Genomic DNA, 25,767 nt, shown 5'->3' on the forward strand with positions numbered 1-25,767 from the left:
GAATGTCCGATATTGTCGGGCCAACGGCCGATACCCTAATTGCATTGCTATGCGCAGAAAAGCCGCGGGTTAGAAAAGCTCGTCCAAAGTCGGCAGCCCGGGTTCGGTCCAGCGAGGCGCAGCCCTGATTTCTTCCAACGTCATCTCCCCGTGGATCGCGTACCAGCGGTCGTACTGGTGGGCCGTTGCGATCCAGTACAAGCCGCCCAAGGCAATCACGGCAACCACCCAGAGGCTTTTCGCGAAGCGTGCGACCGGCATTCCGTCACGCCCCGCCGTCCAGAGAGTTCCGAGCGCGGTCCACGCGCCCAGCCCCAGAAAGCCCCAGCCGATCCAGCGATAATATTTGCCCAGCTCGGGATCTGGCGGCCAGTTGCGGGGGATATAGTTCGCAGGCTCGAGGCCGTGGCCGAAGAACTCGATATATCCGGCGCCAAGGACGAATGCGCTGAGGGCGATCAGCGCGACTATTCCGCCCCAACCCTCGTTCTGTTCCTCGCGCCGCCGGATGCTTTGCTTCCAGCCTTCGCGAAAGGATTTCCAGCTGAAGGGCTTTGCCTCGTTCCACTCGAAAGGGAACCGGTCCCGATCGCGCATCGATCAGTTGGACCAGTGTGCGCCCGACTTGGGCGTTTCCATGATTTCGGTCAGCTGGCCCATCATGTCCTTGGGGTGGAGGAAGAAGATCGGCGTGCCGTGCGCGCCCAGCCGGGTGGGGCCGAGGATGCGCTTGCCCAGTTCCTCGAACCATTTGCGGGCGTCTTCGATATCCTCGACCTCGTAGCAGACATGGTGCTGCGCGCCGGCGGGGTTCTTTTCGAGGAACTTGGCGATGGGGCTGTCGGGGCCGAGCGGCTCGATCAGCTCGATCTGCGTGCCGTGGGTGCCATCCTGCCCGGGCGTGTCGACGAAGCAGACCTTCACCCCCTGGGCCTCCAGATCGAAAGGCTTGTGAAACGAGGTCGCGCCCATGACATCGCGGTAATAGCGGATCGATTCCTCGATCGAGGGCGTGGCGACGCCGATGTGGTTGAGACGGCCGAGTTTCATCGTGATGCCTCCTAGTTGAGTGCCAAATACTGGGCGTATGCTGCGACCAGAACTGCAAGGCCCCAGAGCAGAAAAAGCAAAGCGGAAAGAACCGAAACGTATCGATCAACACCCCATGCTCGCGGTAATCGAGGCCAAAAGGCCAAACGAGCGAGCCACGAACCGATCAAAAGAAATAGAACTCCGACAGGCCAAATCGTCATCGGATACCAAACTCTTCCGCCTCTCCCCTCGATAGGCTCTCCGCTTTGAAGAGAAGACCAAGCCTCAAAGCAAGTCACGGCGACCGCCAGACCTATGAGAGCAAGGCTGAGCGTGCGTAGGCCGAGGGAGGGGCTTGGATTCTCCAAAGCCCTACTCACAGCGGAATATTGTCGTGCTTCTTCCACGGATTCTCGAGCTGCTTCGTCCGCAGCTTCCTTAGCCCCAACGCAATGCGACGCCGTGTCGAATGCGGGTAGATCACCTCGTCGATATAGCCGCGCTGGGCGGCGACGAAGGGGTTGGCGAAGCGGTCTTCGTATTCCTTGGTTTTCTCGGCAATCTTGCCGGGATCGTCGCGGTCCTGGCGGAAGATGATCTCCACCGCTCCCTTCGCGCCCATCACGGCGATTTCGGCGGTGGGCCAGGCGTAGTTGAGATCGCCGCGCAGGTGCTTGGACGCCATCACGTCATAGGCGCCGCCATAAGCCTTGCGGGTGATGACGGTGATCTTGGGCACGGTCGCCTCGGCATAGGCGAACAGCAGCTTCGCGCCGTGCTTGATGATGCCGTTGTGCTCCTGCGCGGTGCCGGGCAGGAAGCCGGGCACGTCGACGAAGGTCAGGATGGGGATTTCGAAGGCATCGCAGAAGCGCACGAAGCGCGCGGCTTTCTTGGACGAATTGATGTCGAGCACGCCGGCGAGCACCATCGGCTGGTTCGCCACCACGCCCACCGTGCGCCCTTCGACCCGACCGAAGCCGCAGATGATGTTCGCGGCATGGTTCGGCTGGATCTCGAAGAAATCGCCCTCGTCCAGCGTCTTCCTGATGACCTCGTGCATGTCATAGGGCTGGTTGGCGTTGTCGGGGATCAGCGTGTCGAGGCTGTCCTCCATGCGGTCCCACGGATCGCTGGTCGGGCGCTCGGGCACTTCCTCGCGATTGGAGAGCGGCAGGTAATCGAAGAAATCACGCGTCGCGAGCAGCGTTTCGATGTCGTTTTCGAAGCTGTTGTCGGCAACGCTGGTCTTGGTGGTGTGCGTCTTCGCCCCGCCCAGTTCCTCCTGCGTGACGACCTCGTTGGTCACCGTCTTCACCACCTCGGGGCCGGTGACGAACATGTAGCTGCTGTCTTCGACCATGAAGATGAAGTCGGTCATGGCGGGGCTGTAAACCGCGCCGCCCGCACACGGCCCCATGATGAGGCTGATCTGCGGCACCACGCCGCTTGCGAGCACATTGCGCTGGAACACCTCGGCATATCCGCCGAGCGATGCGACGCCTTCCTGGATGCGCGCGCCGCCGGAATCGTTGAGGCCGATGACCGGCGCGCCGACCTTCATCGCGGTGTCCATCACCTTGCAGATTTTCTCTGCATGGCGTTTCGAAAGAGAGCCGCCGAAGACGGTGAAATCCTGGGAGAAAACATAGACGAGGCGGCCGTTGATCGTCCCCGATCCGGTGACCACGCCATCGCCGGGAATCTTCTGGTCCTGCATGCCGAAATCTACGCAGTCATGCTCGACATAGGTGTCCAGTTCCTCGAAGCTGCCCTCGTCGAGCAGCACGTCGAGCCGTTCGCGCGCGGTCAGCTTGCCCTTGGCGTGCTGCGCGGCGATCCGCTTCTGGCCGCCACCCATGCGGGCGGCTTCGCGGCGGCGTTCCATTTCGGCGATATTGGCGGACATGCTCTCTCCGTGAAATACGTTTGCACGAGCGCCTAGAGCGCAAGGTGCCGCAGCGTCAATTCCGGTAAGCGGAAATCAGGAATTCGACATTGCCCTCAGGCCCCTTGATCGGGCTTTCGACAATGCCCTGTACTTCGAAGCCCAGTCCTTCGGCCCATGCGCGCACCTCGTCGCATACGCGGGTGTGGAGCGCGGGGTCGCTGACCACGCCTTTCTTGCCCACCTCCTCGCGCCCGACCTCGAATTGCGGCTTAATCAGCGCGACAAGACGGCACGCGGGTTCCGCCAGCTCGAGCGGGCGTTCCAGCACCTTCGACAACCCGATGAAGCTCGCATCGCACACCACCCATGTGACCGGCCGGTCGATCATCTCCCTCGTCAGGATACGCGCGCTGGTCTGTTCGAGCACGGTGACCCGCTCGTCTTGTCGCAGCTTCCAGGCAAGCTGGTTGGTCCCGCTGTCGACTGCGAAGACGTGGGCAGCTCCGCCCTGCAGCAAGACATCGGTAAAGCCGCCGGTGGAACTGCCGATATCCATCGCAGTGACGCCCGATGGGTCGAGCCCGAAATGCTCGATGGCATGCGCAAGCTTGATACCGCCACGCGAAACCCAGGGATGATCGCGACCCCGCACCTCCAGCGGCGCATCCTCGGGCATCTGCTGGCCGGGCTTAGCCAGCTTCTGCTCGCCGCTGAACACCAGCCCCGCCATCACCAGCGCCTGCGCCCGCGTGCGGCTTTCCACCAGCCCGCGGTCCACCAGCATCTGATCGAGACGTTTCTTACCCATAGGAAACAAAGCCGTTAGCGAGCATTGGGGTAGCATGAAAGCCTCCCGCATCGTCATTGCCCGTGTCCTGCTGCTCTCCGGCGTCGCCACCGTCGCCGGGTGCGTTCCCGCACCTGAGAGTACGCCCGCGCCCTCGCCTGCGCCGGTTCAGACCGCCCCTGCCCCCGTGCCGACGCCCACACCCACGCCCGCTCCGACCCCTCATTTCGAAAGCTGGATGGATGCGCCCGCCACTCCCGGAACCTGGACCTACAAGGCCGATGTCGAGGGAACCACGGCTCGTTTCGGAGCAGCGAATAGCGAATACCGCTTCACGATCGCCTGCAACCCGCGGGCGCGGAGCATTCAAATGCTGCGCTTTTACCCGGGCATCCGGGCAGACGGACCGATGACCATCCGCACAGAAACCACGTCTCGCACTCTTTCGGCCACCGGCTCCGGCGGAGGCGGCTCGGGCGAATTGATGGCATCGCTGCAGGCGCGCGACCCGCTGCTCGACGCGATGGCGCTCACCAAGGGACGATTCGCTGTGGATACTCCGGATCTGCCGACGCTTTACCTGCCCGCCTGGGCCGAAGTGACGCGGGTGATCGAGGATTGCCGCTAGGCCGATTCACCGGTCCGCCAGCCGCCTTAGATCGGCCTGCTCCCGCGCAACGAAAAATGGCCCGGAAAATCTTCCGAGCCACAAATGACAATTCTGACGTGGGAAAACTTTTTTGCAAGCCTTGTTTTGCGTCTCGAAAAGACTCAAATTGAACTCAAGATCAGCGGCGAACGCGGTCTTGGGGGTCCTTGAAAAGTCCCTCTAGCTCACAAGCGCGAAAGGAGGTGATCCGATGTCTCATGGTTCAGCAGAGAGGTCGGCAAGTTTCCGCGCGAGGTACTATCGGTAATTCCCTATCGTTAGAGACTTCGTGAGCGGCACTTCCCGCCGCTGACCATGCGAAGGGCAGCTTCTCCTCCGGGCGAAGCTGCCCTTCTCATTTTGTCGTGTCCGCCCTTGCCCTAAAACGCGCGCTTCTCTAACCGCGCGGGCATGGAATTCGAGCATTCTCCCCATCCCGCCCCTACGCCCGCCGACAAGCGCGACGAAGCGTTGAAGGACCCCGGCTTCGGCAAGCTTTTCACCGACCACATGGTCGTCATCGAATACGACGCCGACAAGGGCGGCTGGCACAAGGCGACGCTCGGCCCGCGCGAGGCGATCAGTCTCGATCCGGCAGCGGCCGTGCTGCATTACGCCCAGGAAATCTTCGAGGGGATGAAGGCCTATAAGCAGGGCGACGACAGGCTCGCCCTCTTCCGCCCCGAACAGAACGCGCGCCGCTTCAATGAAAGCGCGAAGCGCATGGCGATGCCCGAACTGCCCGAGGAGCTGTTCCTCGAATCCATCCGCCAGTTGGTCGCAGCCGACCGTGACTGGGTGCCCTCCGGCCCCGACGGCTCGCTCTACCTGCGCCCTTTCATGTTCGCCTCCGAAGCCTTTCTCGGCGTGCGTCCGGCGCGGCAGTATAAATATATCCTCATCGCTTCGCCCGTCGGCCCCTATTTCAAGGGCGGCGCGAAGCCGGTGAAAATATGGGTCAGCCGCAATTATACCCGCGCCGCCCCTGGCGGCACCGGTGCGGCCAAGACCGGCGGCAATTACGCCGCCAGCCTCGTCCCGCAGGCCGAGGGGATCGAGCACGGCTGCGACCAGGTCGTCTTCCTCGATGCGGTCGAGAAGAAGTGGATCGAGGAGCTGGGCGGAATGAACCTGTTCTTCGTTTTCGACGACGGCACGGTGATCACTCCGCCGCTGACCGGCACCATCCTTCCCGGCATCACCCGCGACAGCCTCATCCAGCTCCTGCGCGAAGAAGGGCTGGAGGTGCGTGAGGAACCCTACAGTATCGACCAGTGGCGCGCCGATGCGACCGAGGGCCGCCTGCTCGAGACGATGGCTTGCGGCACGGCGGCGGTTGTCACGCCGGTTGGCACCGTGCTCGGCCCCGATGGCGAATTTACCATCGGCAGTGGCGGCACCGGCCAGATGACCAACAAGGTCCGCGAAAAGCTGGTCGGGATCCAGAAGGGCGCAGTCGACGACACCCACGGCTGGACGATGAAGCTTTAAGCTTCGCCGCTCACCGAAGGCTCCACGCCGCTACATTTCCCGATCCGCTCGCGCATGGCGTCGATCAGCCAGCTGGTCGCGGGTCCCGGCCGCGCGTCGCGTCGCCACAGGGCGCTGAGCGTGTAATTCGCACCGGGCTTTTCGGGCAGGTCGAGCAGGCACAGCCGCCCCTCTTCAAGATCGCCAGAGACCATGTGGCGCGGCATGTTGCCCCAGCCGATGCCTTCCTTGAGCAGCGCATGCTTCGCCCCGAGATCGGCAAGCCGCCAGCTTTCGGGTGACAGGACGGAGAATTCCCGTCCCTCGGTCAAGGGCGAACGGTCGGTGAGGACCAGCTGGAGGTGTTTGCGGCTTTCGCCCGGCTCGATCCCCGAACGCGCAAGCGGATGGTCGGGCGCTGCCACCGGCACCAGTTCAACCGCCCCGATCGCCTGGCGTTCGAGTTCGGGATGGTCGGCCAGCACCGGCCCGCCAATGCCCAGGTCCGCGCCGCCATCGAGCAGACAGGCCGCTACCGCGCCCAGCGCCTCGACCTGCAGGCGCAGAGCGACGGTTGGGAACATCTCGCGGAAGTCGCGCAGCGCGCTGGCAGTGACTTCGCCCGGCAGCATGACGTCGACAACCAACGAGACCTCACTTTCGAGCCCGGCATGGAGGCTTTGCGTCTTGGCGAGCAGATGGTCGATCCCGTCGGCCACAGCCTTGGCCTCGGTGAGCAGTCCGCGCCCTTCCTCGGTCAGGACGGGCTTGCGCGATCCCTCGCGCTCGAACAGCGATACGCCCAGCTGCGCCTCCATCTGCGAAATGCCGTAGCTGACCGCAGAGACCGCCCTGCCCATCTTTCGCGCGGCCGCACCGAAGCTGCCCTCCTCTGCCACCGCGAGGAAGATGCGGAGCTGGTCGAGGCTCGGCTCGCCCAATTTCATCGAGAACGCTTCATTGTTCTGATTTCCTGAACATCTTGGCGCGTTTTATCGCAGTTATCGGAACACACTGCAACGTCTATCTCTTGGGTCAACGAAGCATTCTCCAAGGAGACCAAGCATGATCGAACACCGTCCTTTCGACAGCCTCGGCAAGGCCAACCATGGCTGGCTCGATGCGAACCACCATTTTTCCTTCGCCGGCTATCACGATCCCTCGCGCGTCAACTGGGGCGCACTGCGCGTCTGGAACGATGACAAGATCGCGCCCAAGAGCGGCTTTCCGACCCATCCGCACAGCGACATGGAGATCATCACCTATGTCCGCACCGGCGCGATCACGCACCGCGACAGCATGGGCAATGAGGGTCGCACCGAAGCAGGCGACGTCCAGGTAATGAGCGCCGGGCGCGGCGTGGCGCATTCGGAATTCAACCTCGAAGACGAGGAGACCACGCTCTTCCAGATCTGGATCATTCCTTCCGAGCGCGGCGGCGATCCCGGCTGGGGCGCGCGCAAGTTCCCAAAGGGTGACCGCGCGGGCCAGTTCGTCCCGCTCGCAAGCGGCGCGGCCAATGACGAAGACGCGCTGCCCATCCGCACCGATGCCCGCGTGCTCGGCGCGACGGTGAAGGCAGGCGAAAGCGTCACCTACACGCCGCGCGACGCCAGCCGCCACCTCTACCTCGTGCCCGCTACCGGCAGCATCCGCGTAGGCGAGATCGAGGCGAAGGCCCGCGACGGGCTCGCCATCACCAAGGAAGACGCCATCACCATCACCGCAATCGAGGACAGCGAACTCGTCCTCGTCGACGCGGCCTGAACAGGAGAATACCCATGAGCACCATCCTTCACATCACCGCCAGCATCCGCGACGGCGAGAGCGTTTCGCGCGGCCTCGGCACCAAGCTCGTCGAGGGCCTCGCCGGAAAGCAGGACGCAAAGGTCGTCACCCGCGACCTGTCGAAGAACGACATCCCCTTCATCGATGCCGAGCGCTTCGCCGCCAATCTCGCGCCCTTTGCCGAGCGGTCCCCCGAGCAACACGAACTCGCCAAGGTGGCCGATGAACTGATCGACGAGCTGAAGGCTGCTGACACGATCGTCTTCAGCGTACCGGTCTACAACTTCTCCGTGCCGGCCACGGTCAAGGCCTGGGCCGATCTCGTCGCCCGCGCCGGGACGACCTTCCGCTACACCCAAAACGGCCCCGAAGGCCTGCTTACGGACAAGAAGGTCTACATCACCGCGGCTTCGGGAGGCACGGCACTCGGTAGCGAGATCGATTTCATGTCGCCCTGGCTGAAGTTCTTCCTCGGCTTCCTCGGCATGAAGGACGTCGAACTGGTCGCAGCAGACGGCATCATGGGGGAAGGCGGCGAGGAGAAGATCGCCGAAGCTCACCAGGAAGTAGAGAAGCTCGCCGCTTGAAACAGCGGCCAAGGAAAGGGATTAGCATGACTACCGAAACTGTTGCCGCCAGTCGCTGGCTCCCGCTCGCAGCACGAGTAATGATCGCCGCGATTTTCCTCCTCGCGGGGATCAACAAGATTGCCGATCCGGCAAGTACTATCGGCTATATAGAGTCGGTCGGATTGCCTGCACCGACGCTGGCGCTTTGGGGTGCGATTATCGTGGAGGTCCTCGGAGCTCTCGCACTCATCGCCGGCTTCAAAACGCGCATCACCGCCTTCGCACTTGCGGCGTTCAGCCTTGTCACAGCCGTGGTGTTTCACAACCAGATCGGCGACCCGACGCAGTTCGTCATGTTCTTCAAGAACATCGCGATTGCCGGAGGCTTGCTGCAGATCGCGGCCTTCGGTCCGGGAGCCCTTTCGATCGATCGCGGCTGAATATAGCAAAAGTAGCTGACAAACCGCCGGATAGCCCTGCTTTCCGGCGGTTTTCCTTTGTCCCGACTGCCTCGATCAGGCGGGCTTGTGCGCAGCCATGATTTCGCGGCGTTTCTGGATTTCGTAATATTCGGGACGACGCGGGAATTTCACCGTCACCAGCAGCAGCAGCATGATGGACAACGAAACCGCAACAACTGCGAAAATCGATTTCAATCCGCCAAGATCATCGGCGAGGCTCAGGGCGAAGGCGCCGATCGGGATGCCGAAATTGCCCACCGCCATGTAGATGGTGAACTGCGTCGCAGCGACGCCGGGAGAGCACAGGCGCATCGAGATCGGCAGGAGAGCCACGGCCCGCAGCACGTGCAGCGCCAGCCATCCGTAGACCAGCAGCAAAAAGAGCGGCGGGCGGCCCCACGAGGATACCGAAAAATACATGATCGCCATCAATGCGATTGTGGCGAGTATCCAGCCAATGCCGATCCTCTTCGCGCCATAGCGATCCCCCAGCCATCCGCCGAGCGTCATCGCCAGCAATCCGGCCACCAGACCGGACGCCGCAATGTGGGTCGATATGGTCGAAAGGTCCCAGCCGACATAATTCGCGCCGATCAGGGGCACGGCCCCGGTCATGCCGCCGTACAGCACGCCGCCGCAAAGCATCGTCAGGATCCAGAAAAGGCTTTTCCCGCCAACGATCGACTTGAAGCTTTCGCGCAGCAGCGGCCACCATGCGCCGATCTGGATATCGAGATTGCGCTTGTTGGCCTCTCCCTCGCTCCACGGGTGTCGGCGCTCCCCCGTTCGCTCGCGAAACACCAGCGTATAGACGCACAGGGCCGTAATGATGGCTGCCGCCAGCAGGAACGCGGCCTGCGCTCCGAAAGCGTCGATGACCACGCCGCATCCGGCGGTTGCCGCCGCGACCCCCAGGGCCTGCCCGCCGAACATCAACCCGCTACCGCGCGCGCGTTCGTCCTCGGTCATGATATCGACCGCAAGACCGTCGACCGCGACATCCTGGAAGGCGGTGGCCGTGTGCAAGGTGAACCCGATCGCTCCGAGAAGAGCGACATCGGTGGCGGCTGGCGCCAGCACTGCTGCCGCAAGGAGCGAGAGCACCATCAGCGATTGCGCGGCGAGTATCCACGCCCGCCTGCGACCCATCGGCAGGTAGGTGTAGCGGTCCATGAGAAACCCGTTGAAGAACTTCAGCGACCACGGGAGCGCTGTCAGCCCCGTTACCGATCCTACTTCGGCAGGAGACGCGCCGTTCACCGCCATCCACGCGGGTATTGCGAACATGAATAGTCCGATGGGCAGGCCCTGACCGACGTATAAGATAAATAGCGTGAATAGCCTCAGGCGCTGGTTTGCCTCGAGAATCCATCCGCTTGCGGGCGCGGCTGTCGCCATTACCAATCCCCAAATGGTTGACGGCTGGCTTTATGCCTTGGCCGGACGCGCCCCGATCACGATCCGATATGCCAAATGTGCACCAGTCTGCCGCTCGCGACAAGGCTCCAAGCGCGCTGTTACAAGCGCGGACGGACCAGCAGCGGCTTGAACACATTGCGCGTGGGCCGCAGCACGATGATCGCCACGCCGACCAGTGCAATCCCGCCGCCGAGCAGCAGGGTCCAGCCAACCGCGTCTCCCGTCAGCCAGGCACCGAAAGCGATGGTCAGCAGCGGGGTAAGCAGGGTGAAGGGCACGACGACATTGGTGTCATATTGCTGGAGCATTCGGTAATAGGCCGAGTGCGCGCCGACCGAGACGATAATGGCGGCGAAGAACAGGCAGGCAGCGAGTTCGAGCGGGGCGGCCGTAAAGGCGGGTACCTGCCCGCTTTCGAGGAGGAAGGACAGCGGCAGGAGGACGATTACCGATGCGAGCGCAGCCCAGGCCTGCATTTCCACCGCGCCGATCTCGATCCGCTTGAAGAATACCGAACCCAGCGCGCCGATGACGGCAGATGCGAAGACGAAGGCGAGACCTGCTCCGGCCTCCATTCCCGATGGCGATCCTATCGCGATCGCCACGCCGACCAGCGTTAGGGCGATCCCCAGCGCGCGCCGCCAGCGGATTTCCTCGCGCAGGAACAGGATGGCAAACAGGACGGTCAGCGGAGCGCCTGCAAGACTGACAATGCCAGCCGCCGAAGGGCTTGCCGTCTTGAGCCCGACGAACAGCAGGGCGAAAGACCCGCCGCTGATCGCAAGACCGACGAGCATCACCTTGCCAAGCTCCCGCGGAACTTTGCGCAGCATCGGGGCAAGCGCGACCACGACCAGCAGCGAACGAAGCGCCGCGTAGAATAACGGCGGCGCCTCGAGATCATCGACTGCAAGCTTGCTTACAACGACGTTCAACGCCCACACCAGGTTGCAAGCGAGCAGAATGAGGATGGCGCGAAACGGCACCGTCTTAGCCTGCTTCGGGCGGAAGGCTGCGCTTCAATTCGTCGAGCCAGACATCGGCCACCGCATCGCTCGGCGCGCGCCAGTCTCCGCGCGGCGACAAGGCGCCGCCCGCGCTGACCTTCGGGCCATTGGGCATGGCGCTGCGCTTGAACTGGCTGAACCCGAAGAAGCGCTTCACAAAATTCTCCAGCCAGTTTGCGATAGTGGCGAGGTCGTATTCGTTCTTCGCATCCTCGGGGAAGCCGATCGGCCATTGGCCCGCCCCGATATCGCGCCATGCGTGCCAGGCGAGGAAGGCGACGTGACTCGGGCTCTGGCCCCAGCGGATGACGTGATGGAGGAAGAAGTCGTTCAGCTCGTAAGGGCCGATGATCGACTGAGTTGACTGGATTTCGCCATCCTCGCCCGCGGGAATCAGCTCTGGACTGATCTCGGTATCGAGGATGTCGAGCAGGACTGCATCGACACCGTCATCGAACTGGTGCGTCGTGGTCGTCCAGCGGATGAGGTACTGGATGAGCGTCTTCGGAACACCGGAGTTGACGCCGTAATGGCTCATCTGGTCGCCCACGCCATATGTACACCAGCCAAGCGCGAGTTCGGACAAATCGCCGGTTCCAATTACCCAGCCGCCATGCTGGCCGGCCAGGCGGAAGAGATAATCGGTCCGCAGACCCGCCTGCACGTTCTCGAAAGTCGTGTCGTAGACGGGTTCGCCGTCCGCGAAAGCATGACCGATATTTTCGAGCATCATCTTGGCGGTCGGCTTGATGTCGATCTCTTCCGCCGTAATCCCGAAGGCTTTCATCAGCTTCCAGGCGTTGGACTTGGTGCCGTCGGAAGTAGCGAAGCCGGGCATGGTGTAACCGCGGATGTCGGTGCGCGGGCGGCTGAGCCGGTCCATGGCCTTGGCCGCGACCAGCAGCGCATGCGTGCTGTCGAGCCCGCCAGAGATGCCGATGGTGAGGCATTTGGGCCGCGTCGCCTCGATCCGGCGCATGAGTGCATCGACCTGGATGTTGAAGGCCTCGTAGCAATCCTCGTCGAGCTTCTCCTGCCGGTTCGGCACGAAGGGGAAGCGGCGGATCGGACGTTCGAGGCCGATATCCTTGGCCGGGTGGCCATGTTCGAACGAGACGCGCCGGTACCAGTCTTCGGGGCGGCCCGCAGCATCGGCGGCATCGCCCCAGGTCTGCATTCGCATACGCTCGGCGAGGATGCGCTTTGTGTCGACATCGCTGACGCAGAGTTCGGGCTCATGATCGAAGCGGACGCTTTCGACGAGCAGATCGCCGAGTTCGTAAATCATCCCCTGCCCGTCCCACGCGAGGTCGGTGGTGCTCTCTCCATAGCCGCTCGCCGAATAGGCATAGGCGCAGACCGAGCGGCTTGAGCTGGCGCGGGTCAGCATGTGGCGCTCGTCGGACTTGCCGATGGTGATGTTGGAGGCCGAGAGGTTGAGCAGGATGGTGGCCCCTGCCAGCGCGGCAAGCGTGCCGGGAGGATTGGGCGACCAGAAGTCCTCGCAAATCTCGATCCCGAAAGTGAAGCCGGGCAGGTCGTCGGCATCGAAGACAAGGTCGGTGCCGAACGGAACAGTTTCGCCATTCACACCGATCTCCAGCCCCACGCATTCGCGCCCGTGGCTGAACCAGCGCTTCTCGTAGAACTCGCGGTAATTGGGCAGGTAGCTTTTCGGGACAACGCCCAGCAGTTTGCCTCGCGCTATGACGATCGCGCAATTGTAGATGCGCCCGTTCCGGCGCAGCGGAGCACCGATGACGAGCACGGGGGCCAGATCCGCGGAGGCGCCCACGATTACGGCCAAATGACGCTCCACCGCATCGAGCAGCGCGGACTGGAGATGCAGGTCGTCGATCGCATAGGAAGACAGGCAAAGCTCCGGATAAAGGAGCAGGTCGACCGAGCGCTCATGCGCGAAGCGCGCTTGCTCGAGTATGCCTTCCGCATTGTACGCCACGTCGGCGGTCCGCACCTTCGGTGTCGCCGTAGCCACACGGACGAAACCATGCGTGTGCATGTCGTAAAAGGAATGCGTATCGCTCTTGGGCATTCGGGAGCTTTCCTGCTTTTCGGTATGGGCCGGCTCGATCCAGTCGGCGGGCTGGCAGATGCCGAGATCGGCGAGTTTGCGCTGCGCCGCGGCGCGGGCAATCCGCCCCTTGCTTTCCCAGCCAAACACGGTCTGCGTCTTGAAGCCATACTGCGCAGCAAACTCTTCCGCGGAGAGCTGCGGCTCCTGCGCGAGGCGCCAAGCCTTGAGTTTCTGTCCGGCCAGATGCATGGCGCGGCAATTATCCCGAAAAGATAATTAGCGCAAGGCCGCGGTCAGGCAGCGAGCAATTCAGCGGCGCTCGGGCAGTCTTGCAGCAATTCCAGCAAGCCCCGCTCCTCACGCGTATGCCAGCGCGTAGCGCGCGGCAGCGTGAGGTCGTCGCGCCATTCTTCCTGCCGTTCGACCAGGTCGATGACGGCGGGGTGGATGTAGCTCTTGCGCGTTACTGCGGGCGTATTGCCCAGCTGTCCGGCCACACATTCGAGCAAGGCCTTCATCGGCATCTGCCCCTCACCCGTGCGAAGGCATTCGAAACCCATCACGCTCGCATGCCAAGTGCGAAAGTTCTTGGCCGTGAAACGCTCGCCCATGCAGGCTTCGAGATATTCGTTCACATCACCGGAATCGACGGTTTGTACCTCACCGTCCTCGTCGACGTATTTGAATACATTTTGACCTGGCAGGTCCTGCATCTTGCGCACCACGCGTGCGAGACTCCCGTCGGTCAGGGTTACGTCGCGCATCTTGCCCGACTTGCCTTTGTAGCGCAGGCGCAGCGTCTTGCCGGTCACTTCGGCGTGGCGGCGGCGCAGGGTGGTCGCACCGTAACTCTTGTTCCGTTCGGCATAACCTTCATTACCGACGCGCACCGCACCAAGGTCGAGCAGGCGAACCACACTTGCCACCGCGCGCTCGCGGGTCAACTTGCGGCCATTCAGATCTTCCTCGACCCTCTTGCGCACCAGCGGCAGAAGATTGCCAAAGGCGAGGCAGTTGTCGAACTTCTCGCTCTCACGCTGGCTGCGAAATTCGGGGTGGTAGCGATACTGCTTGCGGCCCTTGGCATCGATACCGGTCGCAAGGATATGGCCGTTGGGCGCCGGACAGAACCATGCGTCGATATATGCCGGTGGCAAGGCAATCGCGTTGAGCCGCTTCTTCTCTTCGCTGTCGGTGATGAGCACGCCCTTGGGGTCGTAATAGGCCCAGCCCTTGCCGGCACCCTTGCGGGTGATTCCGGGCAACTGGTCGTCGACATAGATGAGCTTCGTCATGGCGAAGGGAAGAACCGTGGTTATTGCGTAACGGTTCCCCACCTTGCGGCGAACTGAGGCGGGCATTAGCCACCTGCCCCATAAGGAGAAAAACGTGTCCGACACCGCTTACACCCCGCCCGAAGTCTGGGATCCCGAAACCGTCAGCGGCGGCAAGTTCGCCAACATCAACCGACCGACCGCGGGCGCGAGGGAGGAGAAGGCACTCCCGACCGGCGAGCATGATTTCCAGCTCTATTCGCTCGCGACGCCCAACGGCGTGAAGGTAACGGTGATGTTCGAGGAACTGCTCGAAGCCGGCTACTCGGATGCCGAATACGACGCTTTCACCATCAATATCGGCGATGGTGAGCAATTCGGCAGCGGGTTCGTCGACCTCAATCCCAACAGCAAGATCCCCGCCCTGCTCGACCGCAGCGGACCGGAACCGGTGCGCGTGTTCGAAAGCGGCGCGATCCTGCTCCACCTCGCCGAGAAATTCGGCGCTTTCCTGCCCACCGACCACACCCGCGCAGAGGTGCTGAGCTGGCTGTTCTGGCAGATGGGCAGCGGGCCGAACATCGGCGGCGGCTTCGGCCATTTCTACAATTACGCGCCCGAGAAGTACGAATATCCGATCAACCGCTATGCCATGGAAGTGAAGCGCCTGTTCGACGTCGCCGACCAGCGACTGGCGAAGAGCGAATATCTCGGCGGGGCGGAATACAGCATTGCCGACATCGCGACCTGGCCATGGCTCGCCCCCTTCGTGAAGGGCGTGATCTACGGAGAGGCGCGCAAGTTCCTGTCGATCGACGAGTACGAGCACGTCGCACGCTGGGCCAACCAGATCGGCGAGCGCCCTGCAGCCAAGCGCGGACGCATCGTCAACCGGACCTGGGGTGACGAGGATACACAGCTACGCGAGCGTCATTCCGCCGCAGATTTCGAGGGCAAGAAACTTTAAGCCCCGATGTCACGATAACGCGTCGGCAAGGCGTTCCATGAAGCGGGCGCCTTGCTCGAACTGGTCTATCGCGATCCACTCGTCCGGCTGGTGCGCCTGCTCGATGGAGCCGGGCCCGCATATCACCGTCGGGAAACCGGCCTGTTGGAACTGCCCTCCCTCCGCTGCATAGGCGACGTGCGCGGGCGGTGCGTTCTCGCCTGTCAGCGTACGCACGAAGGCCACCGCATCGTCGCTTCCCTGCGCAGTCATCGGCGGGGCGGAGGCGAGTTGCTCCACGGTAATACCGGTAGCAGGAAAACGCGCCTTCATCTGCGCATCGAGCGATGCGCACAGCTCGCGAAAAGGCTTCAGCGCCGCCGAGCCATCGATATCGGGAGGGCAGCGCAGGTCGAAAACGAAGCGCGCATGGCCAGCAAGGATATTGGCCGCCGTCCCGCCCTGCATCTCGCCGATGGTCAACGTCGCCTGCGGCGGATCGAAACCATTGTCGACGGGGGCACTCTGTCGCAAATCGCCCGCGATACGGTCGAGCTTGGTCATGAGCTGAACGGCAACCATGTTGGCCGAAATGCCGTGGTCGACCAGCGAGCTATGCGCCTCATGCCCGCGCACGTTCACTTCGAACACGCTGATGCCCTTGTGACCGGTGATGATGCGCATGCTGCTCGGCTCGCCGATCACAGCGAGGCGCGGCGGCGGGATAGTCGCGGCCATTCGCTCGATCATGGCTGGCGCGCCCTTGCAACCGACCTCCTCGTCATAGCTGATGGCGAGGTGCACGGGCTTCGACCCGCCGACAAAGCGTGGCACATAGGCCAGCGCCAGCGCGATAAAGCCCTTCATGTCGCAGGTTCCTCGACCGAACAGCTTGCCGCTGTCCTCACGCAAGACCCAAGGGTCGCTCGTCCAGTCCTGTCCTTCGACCGGCACCACGTCACTATGTCCGGAAAGGATAACCCCGCCCTCCACCGCCGGGCCGCAAGTTGCGAAAAGATTGGCCTTCTTGCCCGTCGCATCGGGCACGCGCGTTGCAGTTACGCCATGCTCGCCCAGATAAGCCTCGACCCATTCGATGAGCGCGAGGTTGCTGCGCGCCGAGGTAGTGTCGAAGCCGACCAGCGTTTCTAAGATTGAGCGGGCAGATGCACTGTCGGTCATGGGCGCGACCTATCGCCGATACATGGCTCCTTCGCCAGCCCAAAGCCGCTTGACTTGGCTACGGCCTTCGCGTCCATTCGCTCGCCATGAGGGGGAACCGCGGTTTTGGCTGAACAGCATGCGCCGGTAACGCGCGCCGAAAAGCTGGGATACGGCGTGGGCGAACTCGCGACGTCCTTTTACATCAATTTCTTCAATATATACCTGCTCTACTACTTCGTGGAGCTGGGCGGCGTGGCACCGGCAGCAATGGGGCTGATGCTGCTGCTCACCAAGTTCTTCGATGCGGTGACCGATCCGGTGATGGGAGCCATCGGCGACCGCACGCGCACACGCTGGGGGAGGTACCGCCCTTATCTCCTGTGGGCCGCCGTGCCCTTCGGCCTGACAGGCGCGGCCATCTTCGCGAGCACCGGACTGACCGGCGATGCGATGCTGGTCTGGGCCTATGTCACCTATACGCTGACCATGGTCGCCTTCACTGCTGTGAACGTGCCCTATTCGGCGTTGATGGGCGTGATTTCGCCCAGCGCCGACGTGCGCTCGAGCGTTGCCGCCTATCGGATGGTCTTCAACGCCCTCGCCGTGGTCGGGGTGGCGGTTGTGGCCACGACGCTGGTGCGCGAACTGGGTAGCGGCAACGAAGCACGCGGCATCATGCTGACCATGTTCCTGCTCGCGGGAGCCGGAACCATCAGCCTGCTCGTCACCTTCGCCGCCAGCCGCGAACGTATCGATCCTGCTCCATCGAATGGCCGCGTGCGTGACGACATCGCCCTGCTTGTCCGCACGCCTGCATGGATTGCGGTAGCGGTGGCTGCCATCCTCACACCCATCGCGCTCGCATCGAGGGCCAGCAGCGCGCTGTTCTGGTTCCGCTATGTCGCAAACGACGACGGTGCCGTGGTGTTCGGCTTCCTCGACCGGATCGGGCTATTCTACACCGCTTTCGCGCTCGGGCAGCTTGTCGGCGTCGTCTTCGCCAACCGGATGTGCAAGCGCTTCGACAAGGCGCATTTGCTGATTGCGGCGGGGGCGATCGAAGTGACCGCCATCCTCGCATTCCACGCCATGCCACTGGATGCCGTCTGGCCGCAGACCTTCGCACAGCTTTTCGTGGGCATCGGCCTGGGCATGATGATGTTGCTCGCCTACACCATGTTCACCGATATTGCGGAATATCTGGAATGGTCGAGTGGTCGGCAGATGACCGGGCTCGCCGTCTCGGGCGCGGTCTTCGCCATCAAGACCGGTGTAGCTATCGGGGCCGCCCTTCCCGGCATGCTTTTCGCACTCACAGGCTTCGAGGCAGGCGAGGCGCAGAGCGAAAATGCCAAGTGGGGCATCGAACTCGCCTTCGCTCTTGTGCCTGCGGCGATTATCGTCCCGGCAGGGCTGGCGACATGGTTCTACAAGCTCGACCGCAAGACCATCGCCACGCTCGAGGCCGACCTAGAGGCACGGCGCGATCTGGCAGCGAAAGCCCCCTTCCCTTCGCCGCCGGATGCGTTATAGGGGCGCCCGCTGCTGGGGTGTAGCCAAGTGGTAAGGCAGCGGTTTTTGGTATCGCCATTCGCAGGTTCGATCCCTGCCACCCCAGCCAGCCTTCCCAATTTGCCAAATCTCGCATGGCCGCTAAGCCTTTGCGCATGAGCGAGATCGACCCGCGCAAAATCCCCGTCATCATCGGTGTGGGCCAGGTTAATGACCGGCCGGAAGACCCCCTTGAAGGCCACACACCCGTCGATTTGATGGCTGAGGCACTCCGCCGCGCCGATGCGGATGCAGGCGGTGGCATGCTGCAGGATTGCGACTGGCTGGCGGTGGTGCGGCAGATCGCTTTTCCCGAGCAGGCCGAGGCGAACCAATTGCTTGAGGCCGCCCTCGGTATCGCTCCGCGCACATCGCAAACTTCGCCATCGGCCAACGGAAACACACCCACGCGGCTTCTCAGCGACGCGGCCAATGCCATCGGCAGCGGAGCGGCGACGATCTGTGCGGTCGTTGGCGCCGAGGCGCTGCGAACCGCGGGCGCCCGCAAGGCCCAGCGCCAGATCGCCGATACCGCATCCAGCCAGGCCGGCAATCCATCCTCCGTTCCGCGAAAATACGATCCGCTTCGCGACGCTGCGCATCGCATCAAGACCGGCTTTGCGCCCTCCTACGGCCTTGTCGCGCCGACCGACGTCTATCCCCTTTTCGAAAACGCCCTGCGCGCGAAACTGGGGCAATCGCTGGACGAATCGCAGGCCGAAAGCGGCCTCATCTGGTCGCTCATGTCGAAGGTGGCCGCAGGTAACGAAAATGCCTGGCTGCGCTCCCCGCTGGAAGCTGCGGAGATTATCGAGCCCTCACCACGAAACCGTCCGGTCGCCTTTCCCTATACCAAGTTCCAGGTCGCCAATGCAGCGGTCAACCAAGGGGCCGGGTTCATCGTCACCAGCCTCGCCGAAGCGAGGAAGCGAGGCGTGCCGGAAGACCGCCTTGTACACGTCGGATACGGCGCTGCGGCGGCCGAGGCATACGACGTTCTCGTGCGTGAACGCTACGATGCCTCGCCCAGCATGATCGCATCGATCGAGGGCGCGATGGAGGCGAATGGCATTGGGGTGGAAGACCTCGACCATGTCGAACTCTACAGCTGCTTTCCGTGCATTCCGAAGATGGCCCGCCGCATCGTGGGCTGGCCCGCAGACAGGCCCGCCTCTCTGGTTGGCGGCCTGACCTTCGGCGGAGGCCCGGTCGGCAATTACATGAGCCACGCGATAGCGCAGGCGACCGAAGCCTTACGCGGGACCGGTGACAAAGCGCTATTGTTCGGAAATGGCGGGGCCTACGCCACGCACAATCACACGATCATGCTCTCGGGCCGCCCGACAGGAGCGATCTTCCCGCACGACTATTCGCGCCAGGCGGAAGCCGACGAAATGCGCGGCGAGATACCGGATATCGACGAGCAGTATTCGGGGCCGGCGACGGTAGAAACCTACACGGTCTTCTTCGAGCGCGACGGTTCGCCCCGTTCGGGCGTCATAGTCGCGCGCACGCCTGCGGGTACCCGAACGCTGAGTTACGTACCGGGTGACGATAGCAAGGCCATCGCATTCCTTACCGACGGCACCGCGCAGCCGGTTGGTTCACATGGTGTCATCGTTCGCAAGCCGGACGGGCTTGGGCATTGGCAGCGTGCGTCCTGAGGCTGCCGAGCCTCAGTCGACTGTGAATTTGCTGAAGTGGCCGTTCTTCACCGCATCAGGGATTTCCGCAGTGATGCCATATTCTCCGGGCGCCAGATCGAGCTTGAAATAGCCCGTCGCGCCCTGCGGCATGTCGTGGATGCCGCCAAGGAAATGGGCCGGAGCCGGGGTCTGCTGGCCGTCGACGGGGAAGAAATCCACCCAGCCCGCAGCCGCTTCGGCATCGGTGTCCTCGTCGATCCGGAAGACATGCGCATCATGCCCGACGAAATTGTTGTAAAGCTGCTGCTCAACGAAGCGCGCGCGCACGCTGTTTTCGCCGGGTCGGAAGGCGCCGTCGGCGATCCTGTAACCGGTGTTCGTCAATTCGAGAGTGACGTTGGCTTCCGGCTCGGCCATCCCGCCGTCCTCCGGCAAGACCGTGAGCGCATGGACCATGCCGAACTGCCCCGGCTCGGGGTTGTAATTGTGCTGCACCCCGTTGGTCTTGACGTAGCATTCGACGATGTAGTTGCCCGGCTCGAGATACATGGTGGCCTCTCCGGTGACGCCGTCCGACATCATGCCCGGACCGCCCAGCCAGACCAGGTCGGCGACCCATTCGGGGAAAGTGCCCAGCAAGCGGTCCGCCTCCTCGTCATCCCCGGCAAGGCGCGCGGTGAGGCTGGCCTGGAAAGGCCGGACCAGCTGGTCGTCGACCATTCTCGCCGTGACCCCTTCCGGCAGGCGGTAGACCAGCCCGAAGTGCGGCATGCCGCCATCATTTGTGATGCGAATGGTCGTCCAGCCGGACTTGATCGTGTCCGGCCCGGTAAAGGTCATGCCTTCGACACCGAGTTCGAGCACATTGGTGGCAGTCGAGGCCGGCTCGCCGGCTTTGTCTGAGCAGCCTGCCAAAGCGAGCGCGATGGCGACGACAGTCACGGGAATTTTCATAGCTTCCTCCCCCAAGGACGAGGCAAGAATATAGGAAAATGCCCGATGGGTAAATTGCCGGTCGGTAATGGTAGCGGAGGAGGCACATACAGTCATTAGATATATATCTGAAATATAATTGTAATTGATCGTTCACCTGTGGGAATACCCCCATCGGTACCCCCAGCGCCTGAAATTTGCGTTAGGTCGTGACAGATGTGTGTTTAACCGCCTCCGGATGCGAGGAGCAATCGATCGGGCGCCGCCAAATCGAACGAAACTGGACCCATCGCAAAAGATCCGGGTTTAGCGGTTCCATTGTAAAGAGCCGTTGGTCGTCTCACGACCCAATATCGAAACTGATGCGCGATTGAGTAACGCTTCGCCTGAACTGAGCCTTTGGCGTAGGCCCCCGAAAGCTGCGAACAGACTCTCCCGCGCGTAACCTTGCGCGTCAGGTCTGGTTCGCCGCCGGGATCACCAACAAGGTGAGGAGCGTGAATGTCGTCAGGCCGCCGATGATGATACAGCGCATTGCGTTACGCCATTCGGCCGCGTCGGATTGCGCGAGCGCGACCGGCATCATCCCGAAAAAAAGCCGCGAGCGCTGCCATCAAAACCGGTCGCAATCGTTCCGGCGCTGCTTTGCGCATGGCACTAGTTGCGTCCATCCCTGCCTCACGATACCGGTTGGCCAAATCTCCTCCCATGACAACATATCGACACCGTACCGGCCAATCCAACGGTGCGGCATAGAGTTTGTGCATGTCAAAATGACATCGTTCAGGCGAGGCGACTAGGCACCATTTTGTCGGGACGGGCCGAAAAGGGATAATCACAAGTTCAGATCGCTTCCTTAAGGCGAGGCTTCAGATGCTCCAGAATGCCAGTACCGCCTGAAGCGCAGCAACGAACGCAAGCGGCTGATCCAGCATGAGATGATGGCGCGCATCGGGTATTGCGATAATTGGTATGTCCTCCCCGCCCAACTCCCGGATATAGTGAGCAGAATCGCGATCGAAGAGCTGACTTTTGGCGCCGTGCACAATTGCCTTGCGCCCTGGCGCATGGACCAACCTCTGGCCTACGGTCAACCATTCGTCGGGCTTGTTGCTGCGCCGGAACACTTCGGGAGAAAACTTCCATGTCCATTCCTCGCCATCGCGGCGGAGAGAGTGATAGGCCATGTAGTCCAGCAGGAAAGGTTCACCGACTGGCTGCGGCGGCGACAGGATGTACCTTTCTCGCGCCGCTTCGTAGCTCGGATAGCGCCGGACTGGTTTGTCGGGATTTCCCGATCCGGGGCTCGATCTGCCCATGGTCCAGTATTTCTCCAGCTTTTCGGGCCGCATAACCATGAGATCGCAGACGATAACGCCTGCGAAGGCATCCGGCGATTGGGTCACGGCGGTCAGCGCCGCGCCCGAGCCGAAACTGTGGGCGATGATCGTCGGCTTGGCACCATCCGCGAACAAATTGAGCGCCTCGCTGATTTCGGCGAATTCACTTCCGCGCGCCGCTATATCAGCCAAGCCGCGCATCTCGCTATCGCCCATGCCAGCCAGGTCGAACGCCACCACGTCGTAATCCTCGGCGAGGTACGGAGCGATGAATGCAAAGCAGCGGGCATGGGCGAGAAACCCGTGAGTCATGAGCAATTTTGGCCTGTCACGCTTTCCCCATCGGAAATAATGCACGCGCGCGCCATCAACCTCTACGAAGCCTTCCTCACGAGGTACGCTGAGCGCCCAGGCGAACCATTCGGGGATATGCGCTCCATCGCCCGCCCAGACGGGATCGATATCTTTTGCCAGTTCGTGGATTGCAGTAATTTTATTCATCTCGGCGCATTCTCCGTACCGGATAGTGTGGTCTTTATGAAACCACGATAGTCGTGCCCTGCGACCTCGTGACACAATGCCGCGTAACCGCATACGCTAGGAAAATTGACGAGTTGTCGGGGCTTGCCGGGAATATTGGCGCCCATGTACCAGGACTCGGCTTTGGGGAAGAGCGTCATCGACCCTGCCTGAGCCACCATATCGGTCCAGCTCCGCTCGGCCTGCGGATCGGCTTCGAAATGGTCGATCCCGTTATCGCGCAACCAGATCAGGAAATCGCAGATCCAGTCACCCTGAATTTCGGCGCTTGTCGGACCGTTGGAAAAGCCTGAAGGGCTAAGCGGACCGTACGCGAACAGCATATTCGGAAACCGGGCCACGGCCATGCCCAGATAGGCTTTGATCTCGCTTTTCCATGCTTCCCCCAGTGTCAGCCCACCGCGGCCAGCGATATTCATGTCGATGAGCCCGCCGCGACCGGCATCGAAACCGGTCGCAAAGACGATCAGATCGCATTCAACCTCTCCTTGTCCGGTTTCGATACCTACAGCCGAAATGCGCGTGATGGGGCTTTCATTCAAATCGACCAGCGTCACATTGTCTTGTGCGAAGATCTCGTAATAATTCTGTTCGAGCGAAGGTCGCTTCGTCCCAAATGGATGCGGCGGCTCAGAGGGGGCAAGTCTCTCGGCAAGGTCGGGGTCGCAGATCCGAGCGCGGACCTTGTCACGCCAGAAATCATAGGCATGGCGATTGGCGATCTCGTTGGTCAGCAAGTCGGCGAAATTATGATACCAGAAGCGCAATCCCCCTTGCTGCCATAGTTCCTCGAAATGCGCAGTCCGCTCTTCCTCTGTCACCGCAAGCGCCGACACGTCCAGCGATTGGCATTCGAAACCGCCACTCGTCGTTAGCCTCTTTTCGAAGACGGCCGGATAATCAGATTTCTCGCGAAGCTGACGATCGGCGTCCAGTTTTTCCTGCCGCATGGGTAGAGCCAGAATAGGCGTGCGCTGGAAAAGCGTAAGCTGCCTCGCACACTTTGCAGCTTCCTGGGCCACCTGAACGCCGCTCGCTCCAGTGCCGATCAGGGCGATCCGGCGGCCAGAAAGGTCAACGCCTTCCTGCGGCCAGCGGGCGGTATGGCACCAGTCGCCCTCGAAATCGCCCAACCCCGGGATATCGGGAATATAGGGTTTCGAAGCAAACCCCAGGGCCGGTAGAAGGAAACGCGCACTGACCTTTCCGCCATCGCCCAGATCCAAACGCCATCGGGCGGTATCTTCATCGAACTGCGCGCTTTCGACCCGCGTTTCCATTCGCATTGCCCGCCAGAGGTCAAGCGTATCGCACACGTGGCGAAAATAGGCGCGCAGTTCCTCCCAGCCGGGAAATCTTTCACTCCACTCCCAGCTTTGCCATAATTCCGGTATAGAAAATTCGTAAAGCGGGACCTGGGAATCGACCCGTGCTCCCGGATAGCGGTTCCAGTACCAGATCCCTCCCGGCAGCTTCGCTGCCTCTATCAGCAGCACATCGAACCCCGCCTGGCGCAGCTTGTGAAGCAGATATATACCGCTGAATCCGGCCCCGACGATGACAGCATCGTAATCAGAAGAGCAGCACTCGTTCACGATACCACGGCACCTGATTTTGCGATTTGCTTGGCAGTCGCGTAATCCGCCTTGCCATTAGACGCGCGCAGGGCGGCCTGCGTGGGACAAATCGCCTTGGGGGTTTTGTACCCTGCCAGTTGTGCGCGCACGTGATCCTTGATCGCCTGCTCGTCGAATTCAGCATCCTTGTTCAGATGCACCACTGCGGTCACGGCTTCGCCCCACTTTTCGTCTGGAACTCCGACGACCAACGCATCGGCGATGGCGGAATGGGTCTTGAGCACCTCTTCCACTTCTTCCGGATAGACCTTCTCGCCTGCAGTATTGATGCAAACGCTGCCGCGGCCAAGCAAGGTCAGGCTGCCATCGGATTCCACCCGGCACCAGTCGCCCGGGATGGAGTAACGCACGCCGTCGATCGTCCTGAAAGTCTTGGCTGACTTTACCGGGTCTTTGTAATACCCCGTAGGAATTGCGCCCTTGCGGGCAATATAGCCCGGTACGCCGCTCCCCGCCTCGACCTTCCGGTCGTTTTCATCGAACACGTCGCAAAATTCCCCGATCCCGAATTTCGCTGTATTGGTGCCGCCCTGTGCGGTCGTCACGGACAAGCCGAAGCCCAACCCTTCCGAAGCTCCGAAACTATCCATGAGGATGACCTGGGGGATATGCTTGCACAGGCCCTCTTTTACCTGCTTGCTCCACATAACGCCGGACGAAATGATCGAAATCAGGCTGCTCGTGTCCCAGCGCTTCGGCTGTGCGTCCAGCGCCTGCAGCATGGGCTTGGCGAAAGCGTCACCGACAATGGCGATGCTTTGCACCCTGTGCCGGTCCACCACATCCCACAATTCTTCCGCATCGAAGGACGGATCGGACAGCGTGACGATGGCCCCACCCGACATGAGCGTGCCGATAGCGGTAATGAACCCGGTTCCATGCATCAGCGGGCACGCTGGCAAAGTGATGCGAGAAAGCTCGCCCTGCTTCACCAGGGCCACCATTTCTTCCATGGTCTGGGGAACTGGACCAAGCAGCTTTTGCGCATCGAGCTGAGCCTTGCGCATGTCGTCGTGTCGCCACATCACGCCCTTGGGCATGCCGGTGGTGCCGCCTGTGTAGATGAACAGCAGGTCATCGGGAGACCGCTGGATATCGAGAGGCGCGCCGTCACCTTCTACGAGTTTTTCGTAAGGAAGCGCGAAGGGAGCAATCTGCGAAGCATCGCCTATTTCCACGAAGGTATGAACCTTGGTCAATCGCTCCTTCAGTTCAAGAATGCAGTCGCGGAACTCGGAACTGTAAACGATTACCTCGCTATCGGAATCGTCGAAGATGTAGAAAACCTCTTCGGGACGGTAACGATAATTTATGTTCACGTGCGTCAGCCGACCCTTGAAACACGCTGCCATCAATTCCCCGTATTCGGGACGGTTGCGCATGTAGAAGGCTATCTTCGCACCGTCGCCGGCACCTTGCGCGCGCAGATTGCGCGCCAGATTATTCGAACGCTTCGACATTTCGGGCCAGGTAATGATCCGATCACCGTGAATCAGCGCCGGAGCATCTCCCGGCACCACGGGCTCGATTGCATCGAGGATATCGCCAAGGTTCCAGTCGATCACGTCTAAAGGTCCTCTCTCCTCCGTGGCCACGCTTTTCTCGGTCAACGTGCGCCGGTTTCATTA

23 protein-coding genes and 1 tRNA gene are annotated in these 25,767 nt (G+C 61.9%); 9 read left to right on the forward strand and 15 right to left on the reverse strand.

The window, feature by feature from the left end; translation table 11 throughout:
* Positions 1-69 precede the first annotated feature (69 nt).
* From K3178_RS12415 to K3178_RS12430, 4 genes are all read right to left on the reverse strand, one after another.
* Positions 70-597 carry a hypothetical protein gene (locus K3178_RS12415; protein WP_221571754.1) on the reverse strand — a complete coding sequence of 176 codons (528 nt, stop codon included), beginning with the start codon at positions 595-597 and terminating at the stop codon, positions 70-72.
* Positions 598-600: 3 nt separating this feature from the next.
* A complete protein-coding gene (gene mce, locus K3178_RS12420; RefSeq protein ID WP_221571755.1) occupies positions 601-1,050 on the reverse strand; it encodes a methylmalonyl-CoA epimerase in 450 nt (149 codons plus the stop codon).
* A gap of 358 nt (positions 1,051-1,408) precedes the next feature.
* Complete coding sequence (locus K3178_RS12425) at positions 1,409-2,941, reverse strand: acyl-CoA carboxylase subunit beta (RefSeq protein ID WP_221571756.1); 1,533 nt, start codon at positions 2,939-2,941, stop codon at positions 1,409-1,411.
* A gap of 55 nt (positions 2,942-2,996) precedes the next feature.
* Positions 2,997-3,731 (reverse strand): TlyA family RNA methyltransferase, encoded by a 735-nt coding sequence (locus tag K3178_RS12430; protein WP_247713775.1) that lies wholly within the window; start codon positions 3,729-3,731, stop codon positions 2,997-2,999.
* 34 nt (positions 3,732-3,765) lie between these two features.
* On the opposite strand from K3178_RS12430, the gene K3178_RS12435 reads away from it, so the two are divergent.
* Together K3178_RS12435 and K3178_RS12440 are read left to right on the forward strand one after the other, a co-directional pair.
* The gene (locus K3178_RS12435) at positions 3,766-4,338 is read left to right on the forward strand and encodes a hypothetical protein (RefSeq protein WP_221571757.1); all 573 of its coding nucleotides are present in this window, start codon (positions 3,766-3,768) and stop codon (positions 4,336-4,338) included.
* Between the two features lie 432 nt (positions 4,339-4,770).
* Positions 4,771-5,850: a branched-chain amino acid aminotransferase gene (locus K3178_RS12440; RefSeq protein WP_221571758.1), complete on the forward strand. Its 1,080-nt coding sequence runs from the start codon at positions 4,771-4,773 to the stop codon at positions 5,848-5,850.
* On the opposite strand, the gene K3178_RS12445 is transcribed toward K3178_RS12440, so the two are convergent.
* A complete protein-coding gene (locus K3178_RS12445) occupies positions 5,847-6,776 on the reverse strand; it encodes a LysR family transcriptional regulator (RefSeq protein ID WP_221571759.1) in 930 nt (309 codons plus the stop codon). The genes K3178_RS12440 and K3178_RS12445 overlap by 4 nt on opposite strands.
* Before the next feature lie 118 nt (positions 6,777-6,894).
* Here K3178_RS12445 and K3178_RS12450 point away from each other — a divergent pair, with 118 nt between their 5' ends.
* The 3 genes from K3178_RS12450 to K3178_RS12460 are packed head-to-tail and all read left to right on the forward strand — an operon-like array spanning position 6,895 to position 8,626.
* Positions 6,895-7,596, forward strand: coding sequence for a pirin family protein (locus K3178_RS12450; RefSeq protein WP_221571760.1), 702 nt, complete (start codon positions 6,895-6,897; stop codon positions 7,594-7,596).
* Positions 7,597-7,610: 14 nt separating this feature from the next.
* Positions 7,611-8,204, forward strand: coding sequence for an FMN-dependent NADH-azoreductase (locus K3178_RS12455; RefSeq protein ID WP_221571761.1), 594 nt, complete (start codon positions 7,611-7,613; stop codon positions 8,202-8,204).
* A gap of 26 nt (positions 8,205-8,230) precedes the next feature.
* On the forward strand, positions 8,231-8,626 hold the full coding sequence (locus tag K3178_RS12460; RefSeq protein ID WP_221571762.1) for a DoxX family protein: 396 nt from the start codon (positions 8,231-8,233) through the stop codon (positions 8,624-8,626).
* 75 nt (positions 8,627-8,701) lie between these two features.
* Here the strand turns inward: K3178_RS12460 and K3178_RS12465 are convergent, their stop codons facing one another.
* The 4 genes from K3178_RS12465 to K3178_RS12480 all read right to left on the reverse strand — a co-directional run bounded on the left by K3178_RS12465 (position 8,702) and on the right by K3178_RS12480 (position 14,403).
* Positions 8,702-10,045, reverse strand: coding sequence for an MFS transporter (locus tag K3178_RS12465; RefSeq protein WP_221571763.1), 1,344 nt, complete (start codon positions 10,043-10,045; stop codon positions 8,702-8,704).
* A gap of 119 nt (positions 10,046-10,164) precedes the next feature.
* Positions 10,165-11,052 carry a DMT family transporter gene (locus tag K3178_RS12470; protein WP_221571764.1) on the reverse strand — a complete coding sequence of 296 codons (888 nt, stop codon included), beginning with the start codon at positions 11,050-11,052 and terminating at the stop codon, positions 10,165-10,167.
* A gap of 4 nt (positions 11,053-11,056) precedes the next feature.
* A complete protein-coding gene (locus tag K3178_RS12475; RefSeq protein WP_221571904.1) occupies positions 11,057-13,126 on the reverse strand; it encodes an NAD(+) synthase in 2,070 nt (689 codons plus the stop codon).
* Between the two features lie 275 nt (positions 13,127-13,401).
* Positions 13,402-14,403: a DNA topoisomerase IB gene (locus K3178_RS12480; protein ID WP_221571905.1), complete on the reverse strand. Its 1,002-nt coding sequence runs from the start codon at positions 14,401-14,403 to the stop codon at positions 13,402-13,404.
* Between the two features lie 94 nt (positions 14,404-14,497).
* On the opposite strand from K3178_RS12480, the gene yghU reads away from it, so the two are divergent.
* Entirely contained in the window at positions 14,498-15,349 is an 852-nt protein-coding gene (gene yghU, locus K3178_RS12485) for a glutathione-dependent disulfide-bond oxidoreductase (RefSeq protein ID WP_221571765.1), read from the forward strand.
* A 9-nt stretch (positions 15,350-15,358) separates the two neighbouring features.
* Here the strand turns inward: yghU and argE are convergent, their stop codons facing one another.
* Positions 15,359-16,510: an acetylornithine deacetylase gene (gene argE / locus K3178_RS12490; protein WP_221571766.1), complete on the reverse strand. Its 1,152-nt coding sequence runs from the start codon at positions 16,508-16,510 to the stop codon at positions 15,359-15,361.
* A 105-nt stretch (positions 16,511-16,615) separates the two neighbouring features.
* Between argE and K3178_RS12495 the strand changes: the two genes are divergently transcribed.
* The 3 genes from K3178_RS12495 (at position 16,616) to K3178_RS12505 (ending at position 19,707) form a co-directional block, all read left to right on the forward strand.
* Complete coding sequence (locus K3178_RS12495) at positions 16,616-18,025, forward strand: MFS transporter (RefSeq protein ID WP_221571767.1); 1,410 nt, start codon at positions 16,616-16,618, stop codon at positions 18,023-18,025.
* A 13-nt stretch (positions 18,026-18,038) separates the two neighbouring features.
* Positions 18,039-18,113: transfer RNA gene (locus K3178_RS12500), tRNA-Gln, on the forward strand.
* Between the two features lie 46 nt (positions 18,114-18,159).
* A complete protein-coding gene (locus tag K3178_RS12505) occupies positions 18,160-19,707 on the forward strand; it encodes an acetyl-CoA acetyltransferase (RefSeq protein ID WP_221571768.1) in 1,548 nt (515 codons plus the stop codon).
* 12 nt (positions 19,708-19,719) lie between these two features.
* Here the strand turns inward: K3178_RS12505 and K3178_RS12510 are convergent, their stop codons facing one another.
* From K3178_RS12510 to K3178_RS12530, 5 genes are all read right to left on the reverse strand, one after another.
* Positions 19,720-20,643: a hypothetical protein gene (locus K3178_RS12510; protein ID WP_221571769.1), complete on the reverse strand. Its 924-nt coding sequence runs from the start codon at positions 20,641-20,643 to the stop codon at positions 19,720-19,722.
* A gap of 433 nt (positions 20,644-21,076) precedes the next feature.
* Positions 21,077-21,205, reverse strand: coding sequence for a hypothetical protein (locus K3178_RS12515; RefSeq protein WP_221571770.1), 129 nt, complete (start codon positions 21,203-21,205; stop codon positions 21,077-21,079).
* Positions 21,206-21,491: 286 nt separating this feature from the next.
* A complete protein-coding gene (locus tag K3178_RS12520; RefSeq protein ID WP_345719902.1) occupies positions 21,492-22,538 on the reverse strand; it encodes an alpha/beta fold hydrolase in 1,047 nt (348 codons plus the stop codon).
* Positions 22,460-24,097, reverse strand: coding sequence for a flavin-containing monooxygenase (locus tag K3178_RS12525; RefSeq protein ID WP_221571771.1), 1,638 nt, complete (start codon positions 24,095-24,097; stop codon positions 22,460-22,462). The genes K3178_RS12520 and K3178_RS12525 overlap by 79 nt, the downstream gene beginning before the upstream one ends.
* The gene (locus tag K3178_RS12530) at positions 24,094-25,704 is read right to left on the reverse strand and encodes an acyl-CoA synthetase (RefSeq protein ID WP_221571772.1); all 1,611 of its coding nucleotides are present in this window, start codon (positions 25,702-25,704) and stop codon (positions 24,094-24,096) included. Before K3178_RS12530 ends, K3178_RS12525 begins: the two co-directional genes overlap by 4 nt.
* Positions 25,705-25,767: the final 63 nt, after the last annotated feature.

It is taken from the genome of Qipengyuania sphaerica (genome assembly GCF_019711595.1).
Taxonomy (GTDB): domain Bacteria; phylum Pseudomonadota; class Alphaproteobacteria; order Sphingomonadales; family Sphingomonadaceae; genus Qipengyuania; species Qipengyuania sphaerica.

Bases quoted from the DNA above. Each gene is read 5' to 3' on its own strand.
- K3178_RS12415 (WP_221571754.1), bottom strand. From the start codon at position 597: ATGCGCGATCGGGACCGGTTCCCTTTCGAGTGGAACGAGGCAAAGCCC.
- mce (WP_221571755.1), bottom strand. From the start codon at position 1,050: ATGAAACTCGGCCGTCTCAACCACATCGGCGTCGCCACGCCCTCGATC.
- K3178_RS12425 (WP_221571756.1), bottom strand. From the start codon at position 2,941: ATGTCCGCCAATATCGCCGAAATGGAACGCCGCCGCGAAGCCGCCCGC.
- K3178_RS12430 (WP_247713775.1), bottom strand. From the start codon at position 3,731: ATGGGTAAGAAACGTCTCGATCAGATGCTGGTGGACCGCGGGCTGGTG.
- K3178_RS12435 (WP_221571757.1), top strand. From the start codon at position 3,766: ATGAAAGCCTCCCGCATCGTCATTGCCCGTGTCCTGCTGCTCTCCGGC.
- K3178_RS12440 (WP_221571758.1), top strand. From the start codon at position 4,771: ATGGAATTCGAGCATTCTCCCCATCCCGCCCCTACGCCCGCCGACAAG.
- K3178_RS12445 (WP_221571759.1), bottom strand. From the start codon at position 6,776: ATGAAATTGGGCGAGCCGAGCCTCGACCAGCTCCGCATCTTCCTCGCG.
- K3178_RS12450 (WP_221571760.1), top strand. From the start codon at position 6,895: ATGATCGAACACCGTCCTTTCGACAGCCTCGGCAAGGCCAACCATGGC.
- K3178_RS12455 (WP_221571761.1), top strand. From the start codon at position 7,611: ATGAGCACCATCCTTCACATCACCGCCAGCATCCGCGACGGCGAGAGC.
- K3178_RS12460 (WP_221571762.1), top strand. From the start codon at position 8,231: ATGACTACCGAAACTGTTGCCGCCAGTCGCTGGCTCCCGCTCGCAGCA.
- K3178_RS12465 (WP_221571763.1), bottom strand. From the start codon at position 10,045: ATGGCGACAGCCGCGCCCGCAAGCGGATGGATTCTCGAGGCAAACCAG.
- K3178_RS12475 (WP_221571904.1), bottom strand. From the start codon at position 13,126: ATGCCCAAGAGCGATACGCATTCCTTTTACGACATGCACACGCATGGT.
- K3178_RS12480 (WP_221571905.1), bottom strand. From the start codon at position 14,403: ATGACGAAGCTCATCTATGTCGACGACCAGTTGCCCGGAATCACCCGC.
- argE (WP_221571766.1), bottom strand. From the start codon at position 16,510: ATGACCGACAGTGCATCTGCCCGCTCAATCTTAGAAACGCTGGTCGGC.
- K3178_RS12505 (WP_221571768.1), top strand. From the start codon at position 18,160: ATGAGCGAGATCGACCCGCGCAAAATCCCCGTCATCATCGGTGTGGGC.
- K3178_RS12510 (WP_221571769.1), bottom strand. From the start codon at position 20,643: ATGAAAATTCCCGTGACTGTCGTCGCCATCGCGCTCGCTTTGGCAGGC.
- K3178_RS12515 (WP_221571770.1), bottom strand. From the start codon at position 21,205: ATGCCGGTCGCGCTCGCGCAATCCGACGCGGCCGAATGGCGTAACGCA.